The organism is Agrobacterium salinitolerans, assembly GCF_002008225.1.
Lineage (GTDB): Bacteria > Pseudomonadota > Alphaproteobacteria > Rhizobiales > Rhizobiaceae > Agrobacterium > Agrobacterium salinitolerans.
Window position 1 is genome coordinate 97,371 of sequence record NZ_MRDH01000006.1, and the last position, 24,375, is coordinate 121,745.

At 59.5% G+C, this 24,375-nt stretch carries 30 protein-coding genes; 16 read left to right on the forward strand and 14 right to left on the reverse strand.

Annotation, left to right across the window (positions count from 1 at the left end):
• Window positions 1-172: 172 nt before the first annotated feature.
• Window positions 173-391, reverse strand: coding sequence for a hypothetical protein (locus tag BS627_RS04480; RefSeq protein WP_077982086.1), 219 nt, complete (start codon window positions 389-391; stop codon window positions 173-175).
• A gap of 125 nt (window positions 392-516) precedes the next feature.
• On the opposite strand from BS627_RS04480, the gene BS627_RS04485 reads away from it, so the two are divergent.
• On the forward strand, window positions 517-1,455 hold the full coding sequence (locus BS627_RS04485; RefSeq protein ID WP_170985519.1) for a LysR family transcriptional regulator: 939 nt from the start codon (window positions 517-519) through the stop codon (window positions 1,453-1,455).
• Window positions 1,456-1,569: 114 nt separating this feature from the next.
• Here BS627_RS04485 and BS627_RS04490 read toward each other — a convergent pair whose 3' ends face one another.
• A complete protein-coding gene (locus BS627_RS04490) occupies window positions 1,570-2,490 on the reverse strand; it encodes a methylenetetrahydrofolate reductase (protein ID WP_077982087.1) in 921 nt (306 codons plus the stop codon).
• A 91-nt stretch (window positions 2,491-2,581) separates the two neighbouring features.
• Window positions 2,582-3,358: a formyl transferase gene (locus tag BS627_RS04495; RefSeq protein ID WP_077982088.1), complete on the reverse strand. Its 777-nt coding sequence runs from the start codon at window positions 3,356-3,358 to the stop codon at window positions 2,582-2,584.
• A 192-nt stretch (window positions 3,359-3,550) separates the two neighbouring features.
• Between BS627_RS04495 and BS627_RS04500 the strand changes: the two genes are divergently transcribed.
• Together BS627_RS04500 and BS627_RS04505 are read left to right on the forward strand one after the other, a co-directional pair.
• Entirely contained in the window at window positions 3,551-3,712 is a 162-nt protein-coding gene (locus tag BS627_RS04500; protein ID WP_004442283.1) for an entericidin domain-containing protein, read from the forward strand.
• Window positions 3,713-3,829: 117 nt separating this feature from the next.
• Window positions 3,830-4,582 (forward strand): phosphodiester glycosidase family protein, encoded by a 753-nt coding sequence (locus tag BS627_RS04505; RefSeq protein ID WP_193600482.1) that lies wholly within the window; start codon window positions 3,830-3,832, stop codon window positions 4,580-4,582.
• 9 nt (window positions 4,583-4,591) lie between these two features.
• On the opposite strand, the gene BS627_RS04510 is transcribed toward BS627_RS04505, so the two are convergent.
• Window positions 4,592-4,942 (reverse strand): hypothetical protein, encoded by a 351-nt coding sequence (locus tag BS627_RS04510; RefSeq protein ID WP_077982890.1) that lies wholly within the window; start codon window positions 4,940-4,942, stop codon window positions 4,592-4,594.
• A gap of 270 nt (window positions 4,943-5,212) precedes the next feature.
• Window positions 5,213-5,602 (reverse strand): hypothetical protein, encoded by a 390-nt coding sequence (locus BS627_RS04515; RefSeq protein ID WP_165691127.1) that lies wholly within the window; start codon window positions 5,600-5,602, stop codon window positions 5,213-5,215.
• On the opposite strand from BS627_RS04515, the gene BS627_RS04520 reads away from it, so the two are divergent.
• Both BS627_RS04520 and BS627_RS04525 read left to right on the forward strand, forming a co-directional pair.
• A complete protein-coding gene (locus tag BS627_RS04520; RefSeq protein ID WP_077982089.1) occupies window positions 5,601-7,004 on the forward strand; it encodes an L-serine ammonia-lyase in 1,404 nt (467 codons plus the stop codon). The two genes, BS627_RS04515 and BS627_RS04520, sit on opposite strands and share 2 nt — an antisense overlap.
• Window positions 7,005-7,069: 65 nt before the next feature.
• The gene (locus BS627_RS04525; protein WP_077982090.1) at window positions 7,070-7,504 is read left to right on the forward strand and encodes a DUF1489 family protein; all 435 of its coding nucleotides are present in this window, start codon (window positions 7,070-7,072) and stop codon (window positions 7,502-7,504) included.
• A gap of 82 nt (window positions 7,505-7,586) precedes the next feature.
• Here BS627_RS04525 and BS627_RS04530 read toward each other — a convergent pair whose 3' ends face one another.
• A complete protein-coding gene (locus tag BS627_RS04530; protein ID WP_003523403.1) occupies window positions 7,587-8,195 on the reverse strand; it encodes a transglutaminase-like cysteine peptidase in 609 nt (202 codons plus the stop codon).
• 239 nt (window positions 8,196-8,434) lie between these two features.
• On the opposite strand from BS627_RS04530, the gene BS627_RS04535 reads away from it, so the two are divergent.
• Entirely contained in the window at window positions 8,435-8,617 is a 183-nt protein-coding gene (locus BS627_RS04535; RefSeq protein WP_245307008.1) for a hypothetical protein, read from the forward strand.
• A gap of 275 nt (window positions 8,618-8,892) precedes the next feature.
• Here the strand turns inward: BS627_RS04535 and BS627_RS04540 are convergent, their stop codons facing one another.
• Together BS627_RS04540 and BS627_RS04545 are read right to left on the reverse strand one after the other, a co-directional pair.
• The gene (locus BS627_RS04540) at window positions 8,893-9,510 is read right to left on the reverse strand and encodes a PilZ domain-containing protein (RefSeq protein WP_077982091.1); all 618 of its coding nucleotides are present in this window, start codon (window positions 9,508-9,510) and stop codon (window positions 8,893-8,895) included.
• A 183-nt stretch (window positions 9,511-9,693) separates the two neighbouring features.
• Window positions 9,694-10,251 (reverse strand): PAS domain-containing protein, encoded by a 558-nt coding sequence (locus BS627_RS04545; protein WP_165691128.1) that lies wholly within the window; start codon window positions 10,249-10,251, stop codon window positions 9,694-9,696.
• 354 nt (window positions 10,252-10,605) lie between these two features.
• Here BS627_RS04545 and BS627_RS04550 point away from each other — a divergent pair, with 354 nt between their 5' ends.
• Together BS627_RS04550 and BS627_RS04555 are read left to right on the forward strand one after the other, a co-directional pair.
• Window positions 10,606-11,343, forward strand: a complete 738-nt coding sequence (locus tag BS627_RS04550; protein WP_077982093.1) for a rhomboid family intramembrane serine protease — start codon at window positions 10,606-10,608, stop codon at window positions 11,341-11,343.
• 154 nt (window positions 11,344-11,497) lie between these two features.
• Window positions 11,498-11,932: a CBS domain-containing protein gene (locus tag BS627_RS04555; RefSeq protein WP_077982094.1), complete on the forward strand. Its 435-nt coding sequence runs from the start codon at window positions 11,498-11,500 to the stop codon at window positions 11,930-11,932.
• A 150-nt stretch (window positions 11,933-12,082) separates the two neighbouring features.
• Here BS627_RS04555 and BS627_RS04560 read toward each other — a convergent pair whose 3' ends face one another.
• The 3 genes from BS627_RS04560 to folE all read right to left on the reverse strand — a co-directional run bounded on the left by BS627_RS04560 (window position 12,083) and on the right by folE (window position 14,224).
• Entirely contained in the window at window positions 12,083-13,024 is a 942-nt protein-coding gene (locus BS627_RS04560; protein ID WP_077982095.1) for a patatin-like phospholipase family protein, read from the reverse strand.
• A 94-nt stretch (window positions 13,025-13,118) separates the two neighbouring features.
• Window positions 13,119-13,571: a phosphoribosyl-AMP cyclohydrolase gene (gene hisI / locus BS627_RS04565; protein ID WP_077982096.1), complete on the reverse strand. Its 453-nt coding sequence runs from the start codon at window positions 13,569-13,571 to the stop codon at window positions 13,119-13,121.
• 26 nt (window positions 13,572-13,597) lie between these two features.
• Window positions 13,598-14,224 carry a GTP cyclohydrolase I FolE gene (gene folE, locus BS627_RS04570; protein ID WP_003495569.1) on the reverse strand — a complete coding sequence of 209 codons (627 nt, stop codon included), beginning with the start codon at window positions 14,222-14,224 and terminating at the stop codon, window positions 13,598-13,600.
• 283 nt (window positions 14,225-14,507) lie between these two features.
• Between folE and BS627_RS04575 the strand changes: the two genes are divergently transcribed.
• The 4 genes from BS627_RS04575 to thrS all read left to right on the forward strand — a co-directional run bounded on the left by BS627_RS04575 (window position 14,508) and on the right by thrS (window position 17,968).
• Window positions 14,508-14,954, forward strand: a complete 447-nt coding sequence (locus tag BS627_RS04575) for an iron-sulfur cluster assembly scaffold protein (RefSeq protein WP_077982892.1) — start codon at window positions 14,508-14,510, stop codon at window positions 14,952-14,954.
• 3 nt (window positions 14,955-14,957) lie between these two features.
• Window positions 14,958-15,317 (forward strand): membrane protein insertion efficiency factor YidD, encoded by a 360-nt coding sequence (yidD, locus tag BS627_RS04580; RefSeq protein WP_077982097.1) that lies wholly within the window; start codon window positions 14,958-14,960, stop codon window positions 15,315-15,317.
• Complete coding sequence (locus BS627_RS04585; RefSeq protein WP_077982098.1) at window positions 15,314-15,838, forward strand: DUF1697 domain-containing protein; 525 nt, start codon at window positions 15,314-15,316, stop codon at window positions 15,836-15,838. The genes yidD and BS627_RS04585 overlap by 4 nt, the downstream gene beginning before the upstream one ends.
• A 126-nt stretch (window positions 15,839-15,964) precedes the next feature.
• Complete coding sequence (gene thrS, locus BS627_RS04590) at window positions 15,965-17,968, forward strand: threonine--tRNA ligase (RefSeq protein ID WP_077982099.1); 2,004 nt, start codon at window positions 15,965-15,967, stop codon at window positions 17,966-17,968.
• 208 nt (window positions 17,969-18,176) lie between these two features.
• Here the strand turns inward: thrS and BS627_RS04595 are convergent, their stop codons facing one another.
• Window positions 18,177-19,157, reverse strand: coding sequence for a hypothetical protein (locus BS627_RS04595; RefSeq protein ID WP_077982100.1), 981 nt, complete (start codon window positions 19,155-19,157; stop codon window positions 18,177-18,179).
• 111 nt (window positions 19,158-19,268) lie between these two features.
• Between BS627_RS04595 and BS627_RS04600 the strand changes: the two genes are divergently transcribed.
• The 3 genes from BS627_RS04600 to BS627_RS04610 all read left to right on the forward strand — a co-directional run bounded on the left by BS627_RS04600 (window position 19,269) and on the right by BS627_RS04610 (window position 21,727).
• Window positions 19,269-19,850 (forward strand): nitroreductase family protein, encoded by a 582-nt coding sequence (locus BS627_RS04600; RefSeq protein WP_077982101.1) that lies wholly within the window; start codon window positions 19,269-19,271, stop codon window positions 19,848-19,850.
• On the forward strand, window positions 19,850-20,461 hold the full coding sequence (locus BS627_RS04605; RefSeq protein ID WP_077982102.1) for a flavin reductase family protein: 612 nt from the start codon (window positions 19,850-19,852) through the stop codon (window positions 20,459-20,461). The genes BS627_RS04600 and BS627_RS04605 overlap by 1 nt, the downstream gene beginning before the upstream one ends.
• A 75-nt stretch (window positions 20,462-20,536) precedes the next feature.
• Window positions 20,537-21,727 (forward strand): DUF2336 domain-containing protein, encoded by a 1,191-nt coding sequence (locus BS627_RS04610; protein WP_077982103.1) that lies wholly within the window; start codon window positions 20,537-20,539, stop codon window positions 21,725-21,727.
• Window positions 21,728-21,901: 174 nt separating this feature from the next.
• On the opposite strand, the gene BS627_RS04615 is transcribed toward BS627_RS04610, so the two are convergent.
• Complete coding sequence (locus BS627_RS04615) at window positions 21,902-22,321, reverse strand: hypothetical protein (protein ID WP_077982104.1); 420 nt, start codon at window positions 22,319-22,321, stop codon at window positions 21,902-21,904.
• A gap of 106 nt (window positions 22,322-22,427) precedes the next feature.
• Here BS627_RS04615 and BS627_RS04620 point away from each other — a divergent pair, with 106 nt between their 5' ends.
• A complete protein-coding gene (locus BS627_RS04620) occupies window positions 22,428-22,883 on the forward strand; it encodes a GNAT family N-acetyltransferase (RefSeq protein WP_077982105.1) in 456 nt (151 codons plus the stop codon).
• A 71-nt stretch (window positions 22,884-22,954) separates the two neighbouring features.
• On the opposite strand, the gene BS627_RS04625 is transcribed toward BS627_RS04620, so the two are convergent.
• Window positions 22,955-24,193 (reverse strand): AI-2E family transporter, encoded by a 1,239-nt coding sequence (locus BS627_RS04625; protein ID WP_077982106.1) that lies wholly within the window; start codon window positions 24,191-24,193, stop codon window positions 22,955-22,957.
• Window positions 24,194-24,375 lie beyond the last annotated feature (182 nt).

Here is a 24,375-nt window from a genome sequence, read left to right on the forward strand (position 1 = left end):
GGGGCTGTCAAAAAATCGCTTTTGAAATATGCAAATTTTGCGACAAGTCTTAAAAAAAGGCGGTGTGTCGCATGTAAAACAGGCAGGCTGTTTTGCGCACTCGTCCTTGCACTAGACGGGTTGGTGGGGATGGCTCGCACATCTGAAAACGTTGCGAGCCATCGTTTGAATGTCATCTGCGGATGACGTTTATGCGGCTGTTGTCCGTCGTCGGCCATCCGATATCCTTCAATGTTTCAGGAGGCAGTGCTTCCAGTGCACGAAGCATTTTTTCGCGACGCCATGCCGCATAACGGGTGGAAACATGGTCGGACAGGCGATGAAGCCAGCCGCTGGATGACGGACGGTGCGAGGAACGGTTCGCCACCGGTAGATAATGTATCATGGTCATGTCTTGATCCTTTCCTGAACCACGATCCTGTTTGCGATTTCTATAGTCGCCGCCGACGAGGCTCGATGCTCCCCGTCAATCGATGTCCCGGATGGTGCGCGCTTGTTGACATTCAATCAAACGAAATGATATCCATCTATAAATCAAAATATTTGAAGGTGCGTGCCATGACCGTGACTTTCCGCCAGCCGCTGCCGTTGCTGGATAACGACATATTGAGAACCTTCGTCGCCATCGCGGAAACGGGAAATTTCTCCACCGCCGCGGAAGTGGTGTTCAGAACGCCTTCCGCCGTTTCCATGCAGATCAAGAAGCTCGAAGAGCAGTTGAAAACGACGCTTTTCCTGCGCGACGCCCGCTCGGTGACATTGACGGCGCATGGCGAGACGCTTCTGACCTATGCGCGGCGGATGATTGCGTTGTCCAACGAGGCCGTGTCTCGTTTCGTCATGCCCGAGCTTTCCGGCGTCGTCCGTCTCGGCGCGCCGGAGGATATTGGCGAGCGCGGCCTGCTGCCGGGCATTCTCAAGCGCTTCGCCGAGGCTTTCCCCGGCATCATGATCGACGTCACCATCGATTCCAGCTCCAATCTCTACAAGCGCATGGATGAGCAGAGGCTCGATCTCGCCCTCGTCAACTGCGCCTCCCATCCCTTGCGGGATACGGGCGAGGTGCTGATGCGCGAGCGGCTTGTCTGGGCAGGCGCCAAATGCGGCGCCGCCTATTTGCGCGATCCGCTGCCCATCTCCATCTGGGAAGACGGCTGCATCTGGCGTTCGGAAGCGATTAATTCGCTGGAAAAGCGAGGGCGCAATTTCCGGGTGGCCTATCTCAGCGGTCATACCATGGCGCAACGTGCGGCGATTGTCGCCGATCTCGCCATCGCGCCGCTGCCGCGATCTTATGTGCAGAACGACATGGTCATTCTGGGCGAGAAGGAAGGCCTGCCCGAGCTTGGGTGTTTCGATATCCGCCTGATCATGGGCGACAAGGCGTCCCGTCCTGTTCTTGCCGTCGCTGAAAGCATTCGCAATGCGTTTCTCGAGGTTGCCAAGGCGGCTTGAGGCCTCGGGAGTACGCGGCGGCCATGGCCCGTCGCGCGGCCAGAATGGCGGTTTTTAGAGTATTTTTGGCGCATTTCCGGACGGAAACCGGGGTCCGCTTTTCCCGGAAATGCTTTAGCCAGCCCTTGAATCCGGCGATGCAGAACGGTCCGCTGCGCCGGTTTGCCAGCTTCCACGTTTGACCAGCCAGTCGGCCGAATTCTGCAATCCGCCGAAGGGAAAGACGTGAATTTGACGTATTGGCCCTTGCGGATTGGCCTGCCAGTGCCGCTCAATCGGCCCGACGATGCTTTCCGGCGAGTGTCCTCTGGCAAGCGTCGTCAGGGAAAGCGCGTTTTTCTTCAGATAGGCAATGGAATTGCCGACGCCGCAGAGTGCTGCATATTTCAAGAGCGTCGTGATTTTGGCCGGGCCGGAAACGCCGATATGCACCGGGAGCTCAATGCCAGACGCGATAAGCCCTTCCGCCCAGGCGATGAAACGGGCGGGATCAAAACCGAACTGCGTGACGATGCGCATGGCGGCATCGCTTCTTTCCGCAAAATCGCGTTTCAACCGGAGTGCGGCCATTGCCGTGTCGTCGTTGAAGTCCGGGCTGCCTTCGGGGTGGCCGGCGATGGCAATCTGATTTATGCCGCAACGGTCGAAAATGCCGGTGGACAACATGTCCATGCTGGATGCGAAGGGGCCGACCGGCCGTTCGACGCCGCCGCCGACAACCAGAACATCTGTTACGCCCGCTTCTCCGGCAAGCCGTCTGACCTGTTCTACAAACGCCGCGCTTGAAGGGATGCGTCGTGCTGCAAGATGCGGCACCGGTTCGTAACCGAGGTCGCGCAAATGTGCTGCGGCTTCAACGAGCCGTTGCTGCGAGGCCGCTCCGGTGTCGGTGAGATAGACGCGCACGCCCTGCGGAAAAAGGCCAGCAAGGTCGGTCGCGCCAAGCACCTGCGCGGGCGAGGCTTCGATGGAGGCGGGAATGATGGGAGCAGCGGAAATATCGGGCAATTTGTGCGTGATCCTTTTTATTACCATGCACCTATTTCGCGGCGAAGTCTGTGCCTGTTGCGGCAAGACAGGCTTGCATCTGCGACGAAGCTCGCCCCCAATTCATTGACGTGCGGTTTTACCAGATTCGTTTCGTCAGGCCATTCCACAGCCAGGTCCAGATGGTTGGCGGGAAGCGCAGTACCGATTTGCCGGGCGAAGGCGGCTGCGGCGCAAGGCTGCCGGAAAGGGCGTCCTCTATGGCGCTGACGGCGATATCCACCGAAGCGGCGGTCAAGAGCAGCGGATAGGTGGCAATCGTGTCGGAAGGCGAGGGTTTCAGCCGCTTTTCGTAGAGCGTGGCGCCGGTATCCACACCCTTGTCGACCAGATGCACGGTCGCGCCGAAATTGCCGCGGTCCCTTTCCACCAGTGCCCAGTAACCGCCCATCTGGCCACGATATGCGGGGTTGATGCCGGCGTGGAAATTGATGACCGGGCATTGCAGGGCTTGCAGCGTGGCTGGCGTCAGCAGGCGGCAGGAAATGGTGAAGATCGCCGCCGGTTTCAGCAGATTGGCGGCGTTGCGGCATTCTTCATCGTTGAGCGAGGCGAATTGCGTGACGGGAAGGCTGTGGTGGAGATCGGCGGAAAGACCGTGTTCGGCGATGATCTCAGCGCTTCTACGCACCGTGAAGCGTTTGCCGAGCCGTGAGGCGATCATCGTCGCCATCTGGCCTGCGGCGATTATCCAGCCCAGTCGGCGCGCACGCCGCCGGAAAATCACCGACTTGCTTTCCGGCTGCTCCATGAAAACATGGATATCGGGAAATCGTGTTGCCAGCGCATTGATCATGACATTGGGGTTTGCGCCCCCCGCCGTCATCACCAGAAGCCGATTGTTGATGTCAGTCATATCACCCACGGGATTTTCCTAAGCCATGATCCAGATGCCGAGTTTCACGCGTGAACTTCAAAACCATGTTAATTTTCATCGACGGGATTTTTTGAAATGCCGCTGGAACCGTTTTTTCGGACTCACGTTATTGTGACGCATATCACATCGGCGCTTGCCTTTGGACGGCAAGTCATAGGGGAGTAGTTTCACATGATTACACGTATTCTTTCGACCGTTTTCGTGGCTTTGCTGACCGTTGTCACCCTGAGTTCCTGCGGCAACACCATTCGCGGCATGGGCCGGGATACGGCAAACGCCGTTGACGCGACGCAGGATGCGGGCCGCAGCGTGGACCGCGCAGCGCGCCGTTAATCCACTCCCCTCTCGGAAAGGCGTTGCCCGAAAACCAGGGCGACGCCTTTTCTTTGACCGAATTTCCCTGCGAATGTTCGCCTGATGAGAATCAAAGGGGCGGGCATTATTTTATCGATGAAGAAACTGGCGCAGTTGCTGCTGCCGTTGCTTTTGCCATTTTCCGCGCAGGCCGGCGGGCAGGCGGATTTCTGCAAGGCCATCGACCATGCGGGTGGGCGCTATATCGTCTGCAGTTTCGATCCGGCGAAGAATACCATCCGTATTTATGATCGCGACCATATCTCCGGGCAGGGATATCGGAGTTTCGCCGATCTTTCTTCAGCCCTGTGGCGCCAGCATATGTTCAGCATCTTCGCCATGAACGGCGGCATGTATCATTCCGACTATTCGCCGGTCGGCCTCTACATTGAAAATGGGGTGGAGCGCTCATCGATCAGCACGCGGGGCGGCTGGGGTAATTTTCACCTTCTGCCGAACGGTGTGTTTTATCTGAAGGGGGACAAGGCTGGCGTACTGGAAACCGGGGCCTATCTGGCGGCGGATCCGAAACCGGATTTCGCCACGCAATCCGGGCCGATGCTTGTCATAGCCGGCGCGTTGCATCCGCGCTTTCTGCCCGATAGCGACAGTCTGAAGCGGCGCAACGGCGTCGGCGTTTCCCGCGATGGCATGGTGCATTTCGCGATTTCGGAAAATACCGTGCGATTTTACGATTTCGCCACGCTGTTCAGGGATGTGCTGGATGCGCCGAACGCGCTCTATCTCGACGGCACGATCTCAAGCGTCGATATTCCCGCGATGAAAAGGCGGGACTCGCTCTTTCCGATGGGGCCGATTATCGCTGTTGTCGACAGGGTGCCGGACTAGGCGGGCCGATCAGATCGGCGCCTTGGGATAGGCTTTTTCGAGACCGGCCGATGCCGTCAACCCCTTGCGGAAGGCGATATAGGCGGGGTGCTGGCTGGCCCTTGCGGTTTCGGTGATGCGAATCTGCAGCCGGGCAGGGGCATTGCCGCCAAGCCATTCGCCCGCCGTTTCCAGTTTCAGGCTGTTGAGGAAACGGGCATTGGCCTGCCGGTCGAGATAAAGATTGAGGCCGGCCAGCAGGTTTTCGTCCTGCAGGGCGTTTTCCATCAACAGCAGCACCCAGGCTTTATCCTCACTGCCAAGCGAAGTGAGTTTCGACGCGACCGTTTCGCGATCAGGAAAGGAGGATGCCTGCTGCATGGAAAGACTCGCATCGTTGTCGTTGCCAACGTCGATAAAGCAGCAATCGCGGCCTTTCAAGACTCGGCGCTTCGGCGAAAGAAATTCGACTCTAAGGTGTTTTGCCGAATGAGTTTTCAACAGGCGTTTGTGGGAAAGCTTTAAATAACGGTTACACTTTAGCCTAAATTGCGGCGATCGCCAAAATGGCGCTTAAACACACATCGCGCTAACACCTTGTTTTTTCACATACCTATGCATACCGCGAATGGCAGCCTGTCAAAAACGCCTTCATTTAGCCGCTTTTTGCATTTGCCTTCGCCGCCGGATTTTAATAAATGCTTGGCTCAACGGGCCGGGTCTTGAAGATCCCCCGGAGAGTGAATAGCTGGAGTAATCATGGAAGAAACCGCTCAGAAATCCTGCTGGGGCGTCACTTTGCGCGCACTTGCAGGCTTTGCCGCTTTTCTCGCATTGACATACATTTTTGGCAGCCCATAAGCACTTCTCCTGAATGACGGGTTTTGAAACGGCGCGGTTTTCCTCTGGAAACCGTGCTGTTTTCGTTTCCGGGACGCTCATGTCGCAGCTGCGCAAACCGCTGACGCTCTTTTGTGGCGATCCGTTGCCGCTTTGGATATGATGGTGGTGGAATCCATTCTTATTCAGGGCGAACTTCATGTTTCTTTCGGTCTTTGACGTCTTCAAGATCGGTATCGGTCCTTCGAGCTCCCATACGATGGGGCCGATGACGGCAGCCAACCGCTTTCTGGCGCTGATCCTTAGCGATGAGTGGCCGCGGCCGGCAGGCGCGGCCGTTGCGCAGCTGAAGGTCAGCCTGCACGGTTCGCTTGCCTTTACCGGCATCGGCCACGGTACCGGGCGTGCCGTCATCCTCGGCCTGACCGGCGAGCGGCCGGACCTTGTCGATCCCGATGCCATGGATGCGATCATCGACACGGTAGAAAAGGCGGGCACGGTCACACCGCCCGGTCACCCGTCCTATCTGTTCCATCCGGCCGAGGATCTGGTCTTCGACAAGAAGAATCCGCTGCCCGGCCACGCCAACGGCATGACTTTTTCCGCCTTCGACAATCAGGGCAGGCTTCTCATCAAGCGCATCTATTATTCCGTCGGCGGCGGTTTCGTCGTGACCGATACGGAACTGGAGGCGATCAAGCAGCGCGGCAAGTCCATCGATAACGGTCCGCGCGTGCCTTATCCCTTCGGGACGGCGCGGGAAATGCTGGATATGGCGGCCCGTTCCGGCCGCACCATCGCCCAGATGAAGCGCGCCAACGAGGAGACGGTGGTTTCCCGCGAAGAACTGAACGAGCGTCTCGACCAGATCTGGGAAGCTATGAATGGCTGCATCGAGCGCGGTCTGAAAGTGGATGGCATCATGCCTGGCGGTCTGAAGGTGCGCCGCCGCGCCCGCTCCATTTACGAAAAGCTGAATGCGGAATGGCGCAGCAACCGGCTGAACCCGGTCATGGCCAATGACTGGCTGAGCGTCTACGCCATGGCCGTGAACGAGGAAAACGCCGCCGGCGGCCGTGTGGTGACCGCACCGACCAATGGTGCGGCTGGTGTCGTTCCGGCCACCGTCAGATATTTCCGGCATTTCCATGAGGATGCGACGATTGACGACGTGCGGGACTTCCTGCTGACGGCCGCCGCCATCGGCGGCATCATCAAGCACAATGCCTCGATATCGGGCGCGGAAGTGGGCTGTCAGGGCGAAGTCGGATCGGCTGCGGCGATGGCGGCGGCGGGTCTTGCCGCGGTCATGGGCGGATCGCCCGAACAGGTGGAGAATGCCGCAGAGATCGCGCTCGAACATCACCTTGGCATGACCTGCGATCCGATCGCGGGCCTCGTGCAGGTGCCGTGCATCGAGCGCAACGCGCTTGGCGCCGTCAAGGCGGTAACAGCGGCTTCGCTGGCGCTGAAGGGTGACGGCCAGCATTTCGTGCCGCTCGATGCCTGCATCGAGACCATGCGCCAGACCGGCAACGACATGAGCGAGAAATACAAGGAAACCTCCACCGGCGGCCTCGCCGTCAACGTTGTGGAGTGCTGAGCGGGCAGGGCGGCAGGCGTCGTGCAGATGCTTGACGCCCGTCGCAAAAAGGCATTGATAGAGGCATGCCTCTACATCTCATCAAACTTTGCGTTGGCGCGGATTCAATCCAGGACTTGCGAGACTGGGTCGCGCACCGCGCGCTGACAGCAATTGCCGCTGGCCTTGAGCCGCATAGCGTCCACACCACCCGGATGATCCCAAAGCGCGTCGAGGAATTGCTGGAAGGCGGCTCTCTCTACTGGGTCATCAAGGGACAGGTGCAGGCGCGGCAGACACTTCTCGATATCCGCTCCTTCAAGGGCGAAGACGGTATTTCCCGCTGCGATCTCATTCTCGGCCCAGAGGTCATCGAAACCTCACCCGCGCCGAAGCGCCCGTTTCAGGGCTGGCGTTACCTGAAGGACGACGAGGCGCCACGCGATCTCGGCGGCGGCATGGGCGGCGAGGACATGCCTTCCGATCTCAGGCGGGAACTGGCGGAGCTTGGGCTGCTCTGACGCTTAACGGATTTGAACATGAAAAAGCCGGCATCCTTGCGGAGCCGGCTTTTTCGTTTGGGGAGACAGGTCGTTTGTTGGTTCAGTTGATGCCGCCGACCGCAGTGGTGGCACGACCATCCTGAATTTTCACCCAGCGGCCGGGATTGGCGGTGTCCTGGCGCTTCAGATAGGTATATTCGGTTTCCGACCAGTTCATGACCTTGTTGCGCATGTTGTCAAGAACAAAATCGCCACGATCGGTGCGGACGGTCAGAACGGCATGGCCTTCGCCATTCGGCTGCAGAACCACGGTGATCAGGAGGTTGGAGGCGGAGAAGCCCTTGTTCATCAGCATCTTGCGCTTCAGGAGCACGAAGTCTTCGCAGTCGCCGACCGTGGTGGGATAGGCCCAGCGTTCTTCGACGCCATAGATTTCCATGTCGGTCATCGGCGTGATGGTGGTGTTGACGGTGTAGTTGACGTCGAGCATCGTCTTCCAGCGCTCTTCGGTCAGCTTCATCGGGCCGTTGTCCAGCGAGGTCGGCTGGCATTCGCTCTGATAGGTCTGGCAGAATTCATAGTGGCCGATCGGCGGGTTGGCTTTGCCGATGACGCGCATGACGGCGGCCGGCGAGGCGCTTGCCTGATGCGCGAAGGCGCTGACGATGAATGCGATCAGAGTGAAAACGAAACGGTTGTTCTTGTTCATTGCTTGTCTCCCCGTGGTGAGGAGACATTCGCAGGTATATTTTGACCCGGCGGAAATTTGCGAAGCGCAATTTGAGCTTAAATTTCAGCAAATTAGCCGTTGTTTTGAACTGTATTCGAACTAGTTTTTATGCGTGTTTGAAGCAAATTTTATTACAATTTTACGCGTCTTGGCCTTAGGCTTTTGGTAGCCATCTAGACCGCTGTATTGACAGCGATTTTCCGCGTCCTGCGGTTTTCATGGCGGCGCGCGGCCGGTTCACGGCGCTCAAGGAAGTGGTGGATTTCCCGTTTCGGGATGGCTGTTTCAGGCTGGGACAGGCCGGAAAAAGCGGCAAAAAAACTTCAAAAAAACTGCATTTTTTCCGGAAAAAAAGTTTTGCGGAGCGTTTTTTGTCCCAGTTCGCGCGGCGGCTGACCTGAGCGAGGGCGCGAAATGGTCCGCGGCGCTGTCTCGGATCAGAGCCGGCGCGGTCATGGCGTGAAAACCGAAGTTCGGCGGAGAGAAGCAGAGAATGGTGCGGCGGACGCGATGAGCGATGTGTTATCGTGACGCTGCCGCGAAGGGCAGAGCATAGACTGCCACACCGCGATCAGGGAATCTTCTCAATTATGAGACGATGGGGCGAGCGCAACGCGCGCTGAAGACGCCGCCGTATTCTTACGGGCGCAAAACCTGCCGCGTTCGATGGAACGTCCTAGAGAAATTCAATCAGCGCATCGGGCGATTGCACCCGGTCGAATTCGACCGCGACGCCTTCCATGAAGTGGCGCACGATCTTGCCGCTCATATTCTTGCCGAGCTGGACCCGGCTTCCGAGCGGCGGCCGGTTTTCGATCTCAATGGCCGCACCTGACAGGGAAAGGTCGATCAGCCGGCAGGCGACGAGCACGCCGTCTTCCAGAACGAGCTGTGCCTTGGCGTTACGCGGCGTCAGACGGTCGTGGCGACGGTCTTCCGGCAGGCCGAGCAATTGACGCTTGGCGATCCAGGCGAGCTGCGCGGCGAGTTTTTCCCGCTTGCGCTCCGGCGCGTTGATGGCGATGAGGAATCCGGATGCGATGAGTGATGTCACCGTGCCTTCGATCCGACCGATATGCTGGAGATAGGCGATGACGCGATCACCGCGGCGGGCAATGCCTGGGCAGGTGAACTGCGCCCTTTCGGCAGTCATCTCGGTTGCGGTGCAATCATATTCTTCATGATCGGGCAACATCAGGCGGCCGGTGAAGGACACACGGACGGCGTCGTCGAGGTGAGCTTCCTCAACCGGACGCAGGATTTGGGCGGTGTTGGCCGAACGAGACGAAAACATGGGCAGCGCAATTGTAATGAATGATGACGGTAAGTTTCTACCTTGCGCGAGTTAACAGACTGTATTGTTTAATCTCTACAATTTTTCTGATCGGCAATATCGTTACAGTTCTGACGTATTTTTTTGAGATTCGGGTGCTGCCGGACCTCTCCTGGAGGGGCGGGGAGCGTTGGAACAGGTCCGTCAGCGGCTTTCGGCGCGCGGTGTATCGGCGGCCATCCCATTCACCGGATACCCTGCCGGCGCGATGTCCAGGAGCAGAAGGCGGCTGCTCTTTATGGACAGGCACTGGATGGGCGCGGCGAATTCGTGTCGCGGCCGCTCCGCAAGCAGCGCCCCGAGCAGCCTTGGGGCGGCGTCGGGATCGGTGCGCAGCGGCAGGAGCAGCATTTCGAATGCCAGCGGCGCCGCGCCATAGCTATCCTCCGCCTCGACATCGAAGACCACGGGTAACTGGTGGTGCAGGATGCCGCGCGCGACGCGGCAGGGGAAGACGGCGTTCGCCGGCTGCCATAACTCCGAAAACGGGCGATCCCGCAATTCCCGGCCGAACAGGTCGCAAAGACGTGTACCGGCAAGGCGGAAAAACGGGGTGTTCTCTCCCTTGTCCGTGAGGATAAAAAGATCGCCGAGGTGATGTTTCAGCTTTGCGGGATCGATGTCCTCGCGTCGCGGGGCCGATCGCTTGCCGCGCAGTTCATCCCAATAAGCGTATATCTCCAGTCCGGCCATGCTCTTCATAGCATCTCTCCATGTTCGTTTTTGGGACATCATGTCCATCCGAACGTCTGTATCTGGAGGTGTAGCGATTTTCGTGCCAAGTGGATTTATTAAGGTTAACAAAGGGTTGACATTGAATGACGGCGGCGGTCGTGGCATCGGAGCGGCCATGTCGGGGAAAGCTCCGTCAGCACAATTCGATGGCGTTGCCTGTTATTTCAAGGCGAGCCCGCAAGCCGGACCGTCTGCGGCCCGGCGTCTTTGCCGATAGCGGTTTGGGCGTCGCGCGCTTCGAAGGCGGGACGGCTTTTTTTTCGTTCGGGCTTCCTATATTGCTCGGGGAACGCAAAATTCGACCAAGACAGGGATGGGATCATGTCCTACGGGGACGGCGAACAGCCGCCGGTTTCGGAAACGCCGGAGCCGAAAGACGACACGAACAATCCCGTCTTCAACTTGCCGTCGCTGCTGGTCGGCATTCTGGCCGCGCTGATCGTCGCTTATGTCGTTCCCGCCTATCTTCTTTCGGAGGAAGGCAATGGCTGGTTCATCTTCACTTTCGGCTTCATTCCGCTGCGTTATGCGGTGCCGTTTTCCCAGCAGGGTCTGGAATGGCTCTGGACGCCGGTGACCTATTCTTTCCTGCATGGCGGCATCGAGCATATTCTCTTTAACGGCCTGTGGCTGATGGCCTTTGGCGCGCCGGTTCTGCGCCGGATCGGTACAGTGCGTTTCGTGCTGTTATGGTGCATTTCCGCCGCCGTTTCGGCCTTTGGTCATGCGGCGCTGAACTGGGGCGATGTCACGGTGCTGATCGGGGCGTCCGGGGTCGTTTCGGCGCTGATGGGGGCGGCCTGCCGCTTCGCTTTTCCTGCGCGCGGTGGATATAGCGCCTCCTTCGGGCATCTGATGCCGAGACAGAGCATTCTCGGGGCGCTTTCCAACCGCACCGTGCTGATCTTCACGCTGATGTGGCTGTTCGGCAATGTGCTGATTGCGGTCGGCGTGCCGCTGTTCGGCGATGTCGGCGGTCAAATCGCCTGGGACGCGCATGTCTTCGGCTTTCTGCTCGGCTTCCTGTTCTTCGGGCTTTTCGATCGGCGACTGGTCTGAGCCGATCACGCTCCTTGTCGGCCGTGGCGCAAATTTGCTTTCGCGCGTCCCATCCGGGATTGCATTCATGCGGGCCTCAGCGCACCATATCCCATGATTTGCAACCGCCGGGGGAGACTGCGGCGCTGCGGGTCGCTGCAAAGAGGAGGAAGGCATGGCAACATTCGTAAAGGATCTTCTCGACCGCAAGGGCCGGGATGTCGTGACTGTCAGTCCCGACGTCAGCATCGGTGAGGCGGCGGGCACGCTGCATGCGCACAAGATCGGTTCCGTCGTCGTCACAGACGCCGATGGTGTTGTTCTCGGCATCTTTACCGAGCGCGATCTCGTGAAGGCCGTTGCAGGCCAGGGCGCCGCCTCCCTCCAGCAATCCGTGTCGGTGGCCATGACCAAGAATGTCATTCGCTGCCAGCATAATTCCACCACCGATCAGCTGATGGAAATCATGACCGGCGGACGCTTCAGGCATGTGCCGGTTGAAGAAAATGGCCGCCTTGCCGGCATCATCTCCATCGGCGACGTGGTGAAGGCGCGGATTGGCGAGATCGAAGCCGAAGCGGAGCAAATCAAGGCCTATATTGCCGGGTGATTTCGTTCGCGACGCGAATCACGTCCCTCATTCCTGTGCTCGCCACAGGAATCTAGTCAGCCCAAGTCCTTGGGCTGAAAGGAGTCCCTCCGCCATGCAGATGCGTCGGCTGGATTCGTGTGACAAGCATAGGAATGAGGGTCTCGCGCATCAGCGCCGGAATGCCTGCTGCATGCGCTCCAGTTCCGGAATGCGGGAGCGTGTTTCCTCATATCCCCGGTCGATGGCTTCACTGGCGCGATGGAATTCCGAGAGGCCGATATCGTTGATGCGGGGGTGAAGCATCAGGTCGGGCGGGTCGCCCGCCAGGCGCGAGCGCGAAATCCTGTCCTGAATGATGTTGAAGGCCTGCACCATGACGCCCGGCAGGCCGGGACGCGGCGGGCTTTCCACAGCCGGCGCAACGCCGCCATGCGATGGCGACGCGGAGTGCTTGACCACGGCGGAGCGGCCGAAAAGATCGTAATTCAGATTGACCGCGACGACCAGCGCCTGCTCATAGGCCCGGCAGACCGAAACCGGTACGGGATTGACGAGCGCGCCGTCGATCAGCGTGCGGCCGTTGCACTGCACGGGTTCGAAAATGCCCGGCAGCGCATAGGAAGAGCGCAGCGCGGTGACGAGATCGCCCTGGTGAATCCAGACCTCGTGGCCGGTGCGCAGTTCCGTCGCGACCGCGATGAAGGGATGGTCGAGGTTTTCGACGCGCAGGCCTTCCAGATGTTCCTGCATGCGCTTGGTCAGCCGCATGCCGCCGAAGAGCCCGCCGCCGCCGATCGTCAGATCGAGCAGGCCGGCAATGCGGCGCATCGTCAGCGAGCGGGCGAATTCTTCCAGCTCATCGAGCTTGCCGGCGAGATAACAACCACCGACCAGCGCGCCGATCGAGGTGCCGGCGATCATGCCGATCTTCACTCCTGCCTCATCCAGCGCCCGCAGGACGCCGATATGGGCCCAGCCGCGCGCAGCCCCACCGCCAAGCGCGAGCGCTATGCGGTGCTTGTCGACGATCTGGGTGACCGGCGGTTCGTTGCCGAAGGCTTCGGGATTGCCAGCCGAAAGTTGATTGTGACGATTTCCCCATCCCAACATGACTGCACTCCCTGCCAGTTCCGTCAGGCTCCGTCCTATCCCCGGAACCCGCTATATTGGTAGCAAATTGGTGCGGCCGATGGAAGGTAGCCGTTCAAGTTGCGGAATAGGTGGTCGCCGGATCGAAATGGCGGGTATCGTCGGTGATCTTCGTCACCGCCTGGCCGTCGGAGAGTTCGACTTTGCGATAAAAGCACGAGCGGCGGCCGGTGTGGCAGGTCGCGTCATGGCCGGCGACGGAGACCTTCAGCCACACGGCGTCCTGATCGCAATCGGTGCGGAATTCCTTCACCGTCTGCAGGTTGCCGGAGGTCTCGCCCTTCTTCCAGATTTTGTCGCGCGAGCGGCTGTAGTAATGGGCAATGCCGGTTTCGAGCGTCAGCGACAAAGCTTCAGCGTTCATATGGGCAACCATCAGCAATTCGCCGTCACGCGCATCGGTGACCACGGCGGTAACGAGGCCGTGAGCATCGAATTTCGGCGAGAACAGGCCTGCGTTTTCGAGCACTTCCTTGTCCGCAGGCGCGGATGGAAAGGGAATGGACATGGTAACCCCGGAAAATGGCGGAACGATTAGCGGTTCCGCACCATGGTCATGAAGCGTACCTGCTCGGCCGGATCGTTCTTGAACGTGCCGGTGAAGCTGGTGGTCAGCGTCGTGGACCCTTGCTTGTTGACGCCGCGCATGGACATGCACATATGTTCGGCGTCGATCATGACGGCCACACCGCGCGGCTTCAGCGTTTCTTCGATCGATCTTGCGATCTGCGCGGTCATGTTTTCCTGCGTCTGCAGGCGGCGGCCGAAGATTTCGACGACACGGGCAATCTTCGAAAGGCCAAGCACGCGGCCGGCCGGAAGATAGGCGACATGCGCCTTACCGACGATCGGCACCATATGGTGCTCGCAATGGGAGAAGAAGGGGATGTCGCGCACCAGCACCACATCGTCATAACCGCCGACTTCCTCGAAGGTCGTGCCAAGCACGTCCTGAACATTCAGCTCATAACCGGCAAAAAGCTCGCGATAGGCCTTGGCGACGCGCTTCGGCGTATCCAGAAGTCCTTCGCGGGCGGGATTTTCTCCTGCCCAGCGCAAAAGAACGCGCACTGCTTCTTCCGCTTCGGCCTGGCTTGGGCGAGCTTCTGCCACGTCGGGTTTTGCGCCAGCGCCGGGGAAATTCTTCACGATCGCATCCATTCCGTCTCTCCCGATGCGGGTAAAGGCCGCACCTGAATTCGTTTTTCATCGCGAACTCATGTTCGCAGTTGCTGCTATCTGGTTGTTTTACAGCATTTTGGCAAGACCGGTGCTGTTATTTCGGTATCGGAGCCGTTAATTTCATCACGGCTTGATGTCCAGAAAGCTCGTTAGCATATAATGAGAATGAAGGGCAGGAAAGCTTCACTGCGACAAACGCTGTGTTTGAAAAATCTGACCTGTCCTGTTTTTGGGCATTCTTGAGCGCGCCGGGCACCTGACGATGGACGATATCTACAACAATCGCATTCTGGACTTCGCCGGGAATATTCCACTGACGGGAATTCTCGAGGATGCCGATGCGAGTGCTGAAAAACACTCGCGACTATGCGGCTCTAAACTCAAGGTCTATCTGAAGGTTGAAGAAGGCATAGTGACGGCTTTTTCGCACGAAGTCCGTGCATGTGCACTGGGGCAGGCCTCGGCCTCCATCATGGCGCATCACATTGTCGGGGCTTCCAGCGGCGAAATCCGGCAGGCGCGGGAAGACATGCTCGTCATGCTGAAACAGGACGGTGAGGGGCCGACGGGTCGTTTTGAGGACATGCGAGTGCTTTTGCCCGTCCGGGATTTCAAGGCCCGCCACGCCTCCACCATGCTGACCTTCGAAGCGGTGGTCGATGCGCTCGACCAGATTGAGGGGCGGCCGGCTCTGAACGTTGCGGGTTAGGCGATGTGTGGCGAACCGGGCTGCCGGCACCAGCAGACAGCGGAAAAAGCGAGCCGATCACGCAATTGGGCGGGCAGCTTCGCCAAAACGCCGGGGCGGCTTCTGGGCGTGGGTTTCATCCGGCTTTATCAGCTGACGCTATCCGGCTTCATCGGAAATTCCTGCCGCCATATCCCCACCTGTTCCGAATATGGCTATGAGGCGATTGCCCGCCACGGGCTGTGGGCCGGCGGGTGGATGACGCTGTTTCGCGTGGCGCGCTGCGGCCCGGGCGGCACCAGCGGGCTGGACCCGGTGCCGGAAACGCTCGGCAGCACGCGGCGCTGGTGGGCGCCGTGGCGTTACTGGAGCCTGCATCGATGAATGATTATGTTGCCCTGCTGCACAGTATCGTGCTCGGCCCCGGCAAGCGGCTCATCATGGCCGATCTCAGGGCATTGGCGGAACAGCTGGGGTTTACCGACTGCAAGACGCTTGTCGCGACCGGAAATCTGGTTTTTCGCACTGAAGCGGCACCTGTTCGCGAGATCGAGGACAGGCTGGAGCGCGCCTTCGAAAAGCGTTTCGGCAAACATGTCGATATTCTCGTTCGCGCGGGCGACGACTGGCTGAAACTGGCGGCGGATAATCCGTTTCCGCAAGGCAATCCGCCGGATGTCTGCGTGAGGGTCATGCGGGCGCCGTTGGACCACAGCGTCCTCGAATTGCTGGAGAAATATCGGGGCAGGGAGAAGATCACGCTTGCCGGTGGCGATCTATGGATCGATTTTTGCGGCAAACCGAGCGAGAGCCGGCTGTTGCCTGTCCTGACCACCAAAAGGCTTGGTGTCGGCACGACCCGCAACGCCAATACGGTCAATGGCCTTGCGGAAATGCTTCGCTGAAGCACCCTTCACCTTTGACTGCAATGGCAAAAGCCTTTATCAGCCTGCGTGCCCGCCTGTTGCGGGCAAATCATTATTCCAACACCACCCGCATTCGTTGGCGGGACTGGACAGGAGCACGAGACGATGTCTGAAGCCATTTCCCTTACATTTCCCGATGGATCCGTGCGCAGCTACCCCGCCGGTACGACCGGCCGTGAGGTCGCCGAATCCATCTCCAAATCGCTTGCCAAGAAGGCCGTCGCCATTGCGCTTGATGGCACCGTGCGCGATTTGTCCGAGACCATCACCGATGGCAAAATCGAGATCGTCACGCGCGACGACAAGCGCGCGCTGGAGCTTATCCGCCACGATGCCGCCCACGTCATGGCCGAGGCCGTGCAGGAACTGTGGCCCGGCACGCAGGTGACGATCGGCCCTGTTATCGAGAACGGCTTTTATTACGACTTTGCCAAGAACGAGCCTTTCACGCCGGAAGATCTGCCGAAGATCGAAAAGCGGATGAAGGAGATCATTCAGCGCAACAAGCCGTTTACCCGCGAGGTCTGGTCGCGCGAAAAGGCGAAGGAAGTCTTTGCCGCCAAGGGCGAAAACTACAAGGTCGAACTGGTCGACGCCATTCCCGAAGGCCAGGACCTGAAGATCTATTATCAGGGTGACTGGTTCGATCTTTGCCGCGGTCCGCATATGGCCTCCACGGGACAGATTGGCACGGCCTTCAAGCTGATGAAGGTGGCCGGCGCCTATTGGCGCGGCGACAGCAATAATGCGATGCTGTCGCGCATCTATGGCACCGCCTGGGCAACGCAGGAAGAGCTGGACAATTACCTGCATGTTCTGGCCGAAGCCGAAAAGCGCGACCATCGCCGCCTTGGTCGCGAAATGGACCTGTTCCATTTCCAGGAAGAGGGTCCGGGCGTCGTGTTCTGGCACGGCAAGGGCTGGCGCATGTTCCAGACGCTGACTGCGTATATGCGCCGGCGGCTTGCTAACACCTATCAGGAAGTCAACGCGCCGCAGATTCTGGACAAGTCGTTGTGGGAGACTTCAGGTCACTGGGGCTGGTATCAGGAAAACATGTTCGCGGTGAAATCCGCCCATGCCTTCACCCATCCCGATGACGAGGAAGCCGACCAGCGTGTCTTTGCGCTCAAGCCGATGAACTGCCCGGGTCACGTGCAGATCTTCAAACATGGCTTGAAGTCTTACCGCGAAATGCCCGTCCGCCTTGCGGAATTTGGTAATGTGCATCGCTACGAGGCTTCCGGCGCCCTACATGGCCTGATGCGCGTTCGCGGCTTTACGCAGGACGATGCGCATGTCTTCTGCACGGAAGAGCAGATGGCGGCGGAATGCCTGCGCATCAACGACCTCATCCTCTCGGTCTACGAGGATTTCGGTTTCAGCGAAGTTGTCGTCAAGCTCTCCACGCGCCCTGAAAAGCGCGTCGGTTCCGACGATCTCTGGGATCGCGCCGAAAGCGTGATGATGGAGGTTCTGAAGACCATCGAGGAACAGTCCGAAGGCCGCATCAAGACCGGCATCCTGCCGGGCGAGGGCGCATTCTACGGGCCGAAGTTCGAATATACGCTGAAGGATGCCATCGGCCGTGAGTGGCAGTGCGGCACGACGCAGGTAGACTTCAATCTGCCTGAACGTTTTGGTGCCTTCTATATCGACCAGAACTCGGAGAAGACGCAGCCTGTCATGATCCATCGCGCCATCTGCGGTTCGATGGAGCGTTTCCTCGGCATTCTGATCGAGAACTTCGCCGGTCACATGCCCTTGTGGTTCGCCCCGCTGCAGGTGGTAGTCGCGACGATCACCTCGGATGCCGATGATTACGGCCGCGAAGTCGCCGAAGCGCTGCGCGAAGCGGGCATGGCGGTCGAGACCGATTTCCGCAACGAGAAGATCAACTACAAGGTCCGCGAGCATTCGGTGACCAAGGTTCCGGTCATCATCGTTTGCGGCCGCAAGGAAGCGGAAGAGCGCACCGTCAACATCCGTCGTCTCGGTTCGCAGAACCAGACGTCGATGTCGCTCGAGGAGGCGATCACCAGCCTCGTGGACGAGGCGACGCCGCCGGATATAAAGCGCAAGCTTGCGGCGAAGAAGCAGGTTGCTTGACAAATAACGACGGCCTCTTCGGGGGCCGTTTTTGTTTGCGGGGTAAGGGACGCTTAAAGCTCTCTGAAGTCATCCTCGGGCTTGACCCGAGGATCCACGGTCTGGCGCGGGGAATGGATCCTCGGGTCAAGCCCGAGGAGGACGTGGAGGGTGGTGGGTCGTTCCTCACAATCTCGCCTCCGACGAGACGATGAATGTGAAATGTCGGCTACTCAAAATCCCCGGACATCTCTTCCGGCGCCTGGTCCTTCATCAGCACTTCCACGTCCGAATCCCGGCCGGAGGTCACCTTGAAATTGCGCTGGTAGACCTTGTCCTTGTTGCGGGCGATGGCGGTATATTCGCCTTCGGCAAGAACCATGGTCGAAAAGGCGCTGACACTTTCGTTGACAACGTCGCCGCCGCCGTTCAGCACCGACCAGGCCGTATCGGCAATGGCTTCGCCGCCCGGTTCTGAGACCAGCTTGAGGGTGATCTGCGCGGCCTGATGCTGCAGGGTCGCTTCCGTCAGCTTGCCGGCTTCCACCTGGATGTCGGCGCGCACCACCGCGTTGACATTGCCGTATTCAGAAACCACGTGATAGGTCCCGGCGTTCAGCCGCACGATGGTATTGGGCTTGATATCGGCCATGACGAGGCCGCGTTCTCCGTCGGAGCGGACGTCTGAGGAATAGACGGAAAATTTGAGCTGGTTGCCGGAAATCTGCTTGTCGGAACCCGCAACCGCATTCAGTACGAAGCCGCCGGCATCGAGAATCAGCACCTGTTTCTGCACGTTGCCTGAAGTCGGGACATTGAGCTTTTTGGTGACGCCCGCGCGCCCGAAGGCGACGTTGACCAAATATTCGCCCGGCACCAGATGAAATTCGGCGGAGCCGCCTTCCGAGCTTGCCAGCATCGGCAATTTGCCGTCAGCGCCGGGAATGGGGCTGAATACGCGCCATGACAGGCCTTCCTTCACCGCTTCGCCTTCGCTGGTCAGCTTGGCTTCCATGGCGATGTCACGGGCGGCGCTTTCCGGGGCGTTGGGCGCCGTTGGGGCGGTGAAAGCATTGAGCTTCGGCATTTTCGGCGTGCCGCCGAGCTGCTTGAAGTCTTTGAAGGCGTCCTGCGAAAAAGCGGCTTGTGATAAAAGGCCAAGCACGGCACATGCAATGGTCAGACGTGCCGCGATTTTGATTGCCGACATTTTCGATACCGATTGACTTCTTGATTTTCCCGGATCACTTCAAAACCAATGCCGTGGCTATTTCAAGGCCCAATGTTTTTGCGATGACAGCAGAATGGAAGATTTTTAATCATGACCAGTGATATCAAGCTCCTCGACTATCTCAAGGTTCGCCGTTCCACCCCGGCCCTGCAACTTGCCGAGCCGGGGCCTTCTAAGACTGAAATCGAGGAAATCCTGCGTCTTGCCGTGCGTGTGCCCGACCATGGCAAGCTGGCCCCCTGGCGTTTCGTCGTTTATCGCGGCGAGGAGCGCGTGCGTATGGGTGAGACGGCGCTCAGGATCGCGCTTGAAAAGAACCCGGAACTGGACCTGCAGCAGCAGGAAGCGGAACGGACACGCTTCACCCGCGCGCCCGTCGTTATCGCCGTTATCAGCACCGCAAAGCCGCATTTCAAAATCCCGGAATGGGAGCAGGTCATGTCCGCCGGTGCTGTGTGCCTCAACCTCATCTTCGCCGCCAATGCCAGCGGTTTTGCAGCGAACTGGCTGACCGAATGGCTTGCTTTCGATTCCGCATTTCTTACGGAAATCGAGGTCGGCGCGGAAGAGAAAGTGGCCGGGTTCATTCATATCGGCTCGACGACATTCCCGCCGGTGGAGCGGCCGCGGCCGGAGCTTGCCGATGTCGTCACCTGGGTCGGGGACGTTTGATGTTCTACACCACGGACACCAATCAGCACGGCCTGCCGCATGATCCGTTCAAGGCTATCGTCGCGCCGCGTCCGATCGGCTGGATCGGCTCGAAGGGCAGCGACGGTTCTCTCAACCTCTCGCCCTATTCCTTCTTCAATGCGATTTCGGACCGGCCAAAGCTTGTGATGTTCTCCTCCAGCGGCAGGAAGGACAGCCTGCGCAACGTCGAGGAAACCGGCGTCTTCACCGCCAATCTCGTCAGCCGCCATCTGGTGGACCGGATGAATGCGTCTTCGGCGCCCGTCGGTTATGATGTCGACGAATTCGCCCTTGCCGGTCTCACTGCCGTCGACGGGCGGGTGGTGGATGCGCCTTTCGTCGGCGAGGCGCTGGCGGTTCTGGAGTGCCGCGTGACCCAGATACAGCAGCTTACGGACGTCGAGGGCCAGCCAGCGGATTCGTGGATGGTGATCGGGCAGGTCATGGCGATCCATATCGATGAAACGATCATTCGCGACGGCCGCATCGATATGGGGCTGTCGCGACCCGTGGCACGAATGGGCTATATGGACTACTGCGATGGCGGCAGCGATGTATTCCAGCTGCAGCGCCCCTCTACCGCGCCGTAAATATAGCCCTTCTTCGGCGGCGGTTAATTTTTATGGTGAACCAAACGTAAACCATTTGCGCCTAGAGTTTTATACATGGTGGCGGCGATGATGCCGTCATCCATTGTTGCGAATGTTTTCGAGGCTCAGGTGATCGTACAGGCATTTCTTCGCTGGTCTGAAAAGGCTGGATCGACCGAGCGGGCGAAGGCCGCCAATGCGCTCGGCCGTGCCTATCTTCAGTCCGACATGGCGCGCGAGAACCGCGATGCCGCCTATATGGCGATGACCTATCTGCTTGACGATCCTTCGCCGCGTGTGCGGCTGGCGCTTGCCGAAGCGCTTGCCGACGCCCATGACGCACCGCGCGCCATTCTCGTTTCACTCGCCGAAGACCAGCCGGAAATCGCCTGCACCGTCATTGCCCGTTCACCGGTTCTCGGTGAGGCCGACCTGGTTGATCTGGCCGGGCGCGGCGAAAGCCTGACGCGCGCGCTCATTGCGGCACGGCCTGGCCTGCCGCGCGGTGTTTGCGCAGCGCTTGCCGAAGTGGGCGAACTGCCGGAAACCATCATCCTGCTCGAAAACGACGATGCCTTTATCACGCCGTTTTCGCTCAGGCGCATCGCCGAGCGTCATGGCTCGGACGCCGATATTCGCGACCTCCTGCTTCGCCGCGAGGCGCTGCCCGCCGATGCGCGTCACCTGTTGGTGGGCCGCATCAGCGAAGCTCTCGCAGGCTCCGCGCTCGTTCACGCGATGATCGCGCGAAACCGCGCCGACAGCGTTTTCCGCGAGGCGGAAGATTCCGCCACCATCCTTATCGCATCAAACGTTTCCTCGCCGGAGCTGCCGGCGCTGGTGGAGCATCTGCGCCAGCGGCTGGAGCTGACGCCCGCGCTGCTCATCCATGCCGTCTGTTCGGGACGCCTGGAATTCTTCACGGCGGCCATGGTCAATCTCTCCGGTCTCGATGACCGCAAGGTGCGCGCCATTCTGGCGACCGGGCGGCCGCATGCGTTGAAGGCGCTATTCCAGTCGGTCGGTCTTTTCGGCGATGTTGTCGACGTCTTTATCGAGGCGACGCTGCTGTGGCGCCGCGCTGCCCGATCGCAGCTTTCCGATGTGGCGGCCTCAGTCTCGGCGGAACTGCTGGCGCATTTCCGCGACGTCAACGGTTCCGAAACGCTGTTCGAATTGCTGCATGCCGTGCGCAAACTTGCCATTGCGGAAGAGCGGCAAAAGGCGCGGTATTACGCGGAAGCGCTTTCGCTCGAGGCGGCGTGAGATTCGTGATGTTTCCGGGCAGGAGAATCCCCACACTCTCATTCCTGTGCTTGTCACAGGAATCCAGCCGACGCGCGTCTGCGCGGCGAAAAGACTCGCTCTAAGCCCTAAGGACTTGGGCTGGCTAGATTCCTGTGACAAGCACAAGAATGAGGGAAGATCGGTTCCTAGCAATCACTTATCGAACCGCTTTGCGATCCACGAATAGCTGTTCTCAACCATCCTCACCGGCGTGCCCAGGAGATGCTTTATGCCTTCCGTGGAAGGCAGGATACGGCTGACACGGCTGATTGCCTGTTTTGTGAGGCTTTCCTCCTCCTTCGGCGTAACCGCTGCCGTTGCCTGCGGGGCAGTGGCCGGCGCAGTGGCTGGAGGTTGCGTACCGGCCGTCTGCGGCGCCTGTTCGCCCGGTGTCTGGCACACGGCTACCACGACAGGGTAGGGCGCGTTGGCGTAACGCTCCAGCTCCTTTTCCGACACGGCGTCGCACAGTTCGATGCTCGTCCAGCGCTGCTGCGAGGTGGCGAGGTAATGGCAATCGGTGGCGCTGTCGTCGCAGCCAAGGAAGGTCATGAGAACGAGGGCTGTTTTCATGGGGTGTGTTGCCTCTGTCGGGAATTATGCTCTAGAAACTCATCTATCCCGATTGCAGTGACATTACGACGAAATACGCATTTTTACAGAGAAGGCAGGCATCGCATTGGCCACCGAAATCAAGCTTGAAACACCGAGGCAGGATGCGGTTCTGCGCCTCATCGACCTTTCCAACGCCTATATGGCCTCGCTTTATCCCGCCGAAAGCAATCATCTGGTCGATATCGGCCAGCTTGAGCAGGACAATGTTTCGTTTTTCGTGGCGCGGCACGATGGCCGCGTGGTCGGCTGTGGCGCGCTGGTGGAGGCGGGTGACGGCACGGCGGAGATCAAGCGCATGTTCGTCGATCCCGAGGCGCGGGGATTGCGGATCGGCAAGCTGATCATGGATGCGCTTCTTGCGCGCGGCGCCGAGCTTGGCCTTTCCGCCATTCGCCTCGAGACCGGCATCAGCCAGCCGGAGGCGATCGGTCTTTACCGCAAGGCGGGGTTCGTGGAGATCGAGGCCTTTGCGCCTTATAAGCCGGATCCGCTCAGCCTGTTCATGGAGAAGGCGCTTTAAGACTACGGCGCCAGTTTGCCGAGACCCTGCCGCGATCTAATCACGGAGGCGCCTGCCGCAGACTTCAACGATCAAAACGCCGCTTTCCGAAACGCGGTCGTTTGCTCGCTATCCTCTTCGAGCGCGGCAACCTCATCAACCGAATCGTCCTCTGTCGGCGGCGGTGGCGGAGCCTCGGGGATCGCGGCGGCGGACAGTTCCACCTCGCGCACCCATTCGCGCCAGATTGCCACCAGAAGCGCCATCAGCACCGGGCCGATGAAGAGGCCGAGGAAGCCCATGGTCTTGACGCCGCCGACGAGGCCGAAAAAGGTGGGCAGGAAGGGCAGCTTGATCGGGCCGCCGACGAGTTTCGGGCGGATGGTCTTGTCGACGATGAAGAGTTCCACCGAACCCCAGACGAACAGCGCCAGCCCATGGGCGGGCGAGCCGCTGGCGACCAGATAGATCGAAACCAGCGTAAACGAGAGCGGCGCACCGCCCGGAATGAGCGCCATAACGCCGGTGAGCACGCCGAGCGTGACGGGTGAGGGCACGCCGGCGATCCAGTAGGCGATGCCGAGGATGATGCCTTCGCCGATGGCGATCAGCGTCATGCCGGTGACCGTGGAGCTGATGGTGGCTGGCACGACGCGGGAAATGCGTTCCCATCGCGTCGGCAGGATGCGTTCGCCCACCAGATCGACCTGCCGGGTGAAGCCTGCGCCGTTGCGGTAGACGAAGAACAGCGCGATCAGCATGAACAGCAGGGTCAGAACCAGATGAAACGCGCCGTTGCCGGCGGCGAGGATCGCCCGATAGATATTGCCGATATTCGCGCCGCTGACGAGCTGGATGAGTTCGCCGATGGCGCCCGGCGTGCCGATATATTTCACCCATTGTTCGCCAAGCCAGGGGCCGACGGCGGGAAGGGCGGCGATCCAGCCCGGCACGGGTGCACCCGTCTTGTTGACATGCACCGCCCAGCCGAACCATTCGCGGATTTCGCTTGCCGTATAGGAGGCGGCGATGAAGATCGGCACGACGAGGAAGGCGAGGATGAGGATGATGGCGATGGTGGCGCCGAGCGTGGTGTTGCCGCCCACCTGCCGCAGAAGCCGGGTGTAAACCGGCCAGCTGGCGAAACCGATGACGAGAGCGGCGAGAACGGGAACGAGGAAGCCATGGAAGAAATAAATGCCGGCAAGAGCGACGAGAACGAGAAGCCAGCGCGCAGCCGAGATGGGCGGGATCAGGGCGATCCGCGTCGGGCTGGCAGGACCAAGCCATCTCGGTTCGCCACTGGGCTTACGGCTGTCAATGTTACTCACGGCAGGCTCTTTCTCGCATTCTCCCCGAAGGGTGCATTCACTCTGTCACACCGATACATATAAGTGCAATATAACCCGATCACATTACCGTTGTGTGTTTATTGCCGAACCTATTGAACGATTTTGGTAAAAATAGAACATCGGTCTTGGCGCGCGCATTGAAATATGACAATTAAACTCCG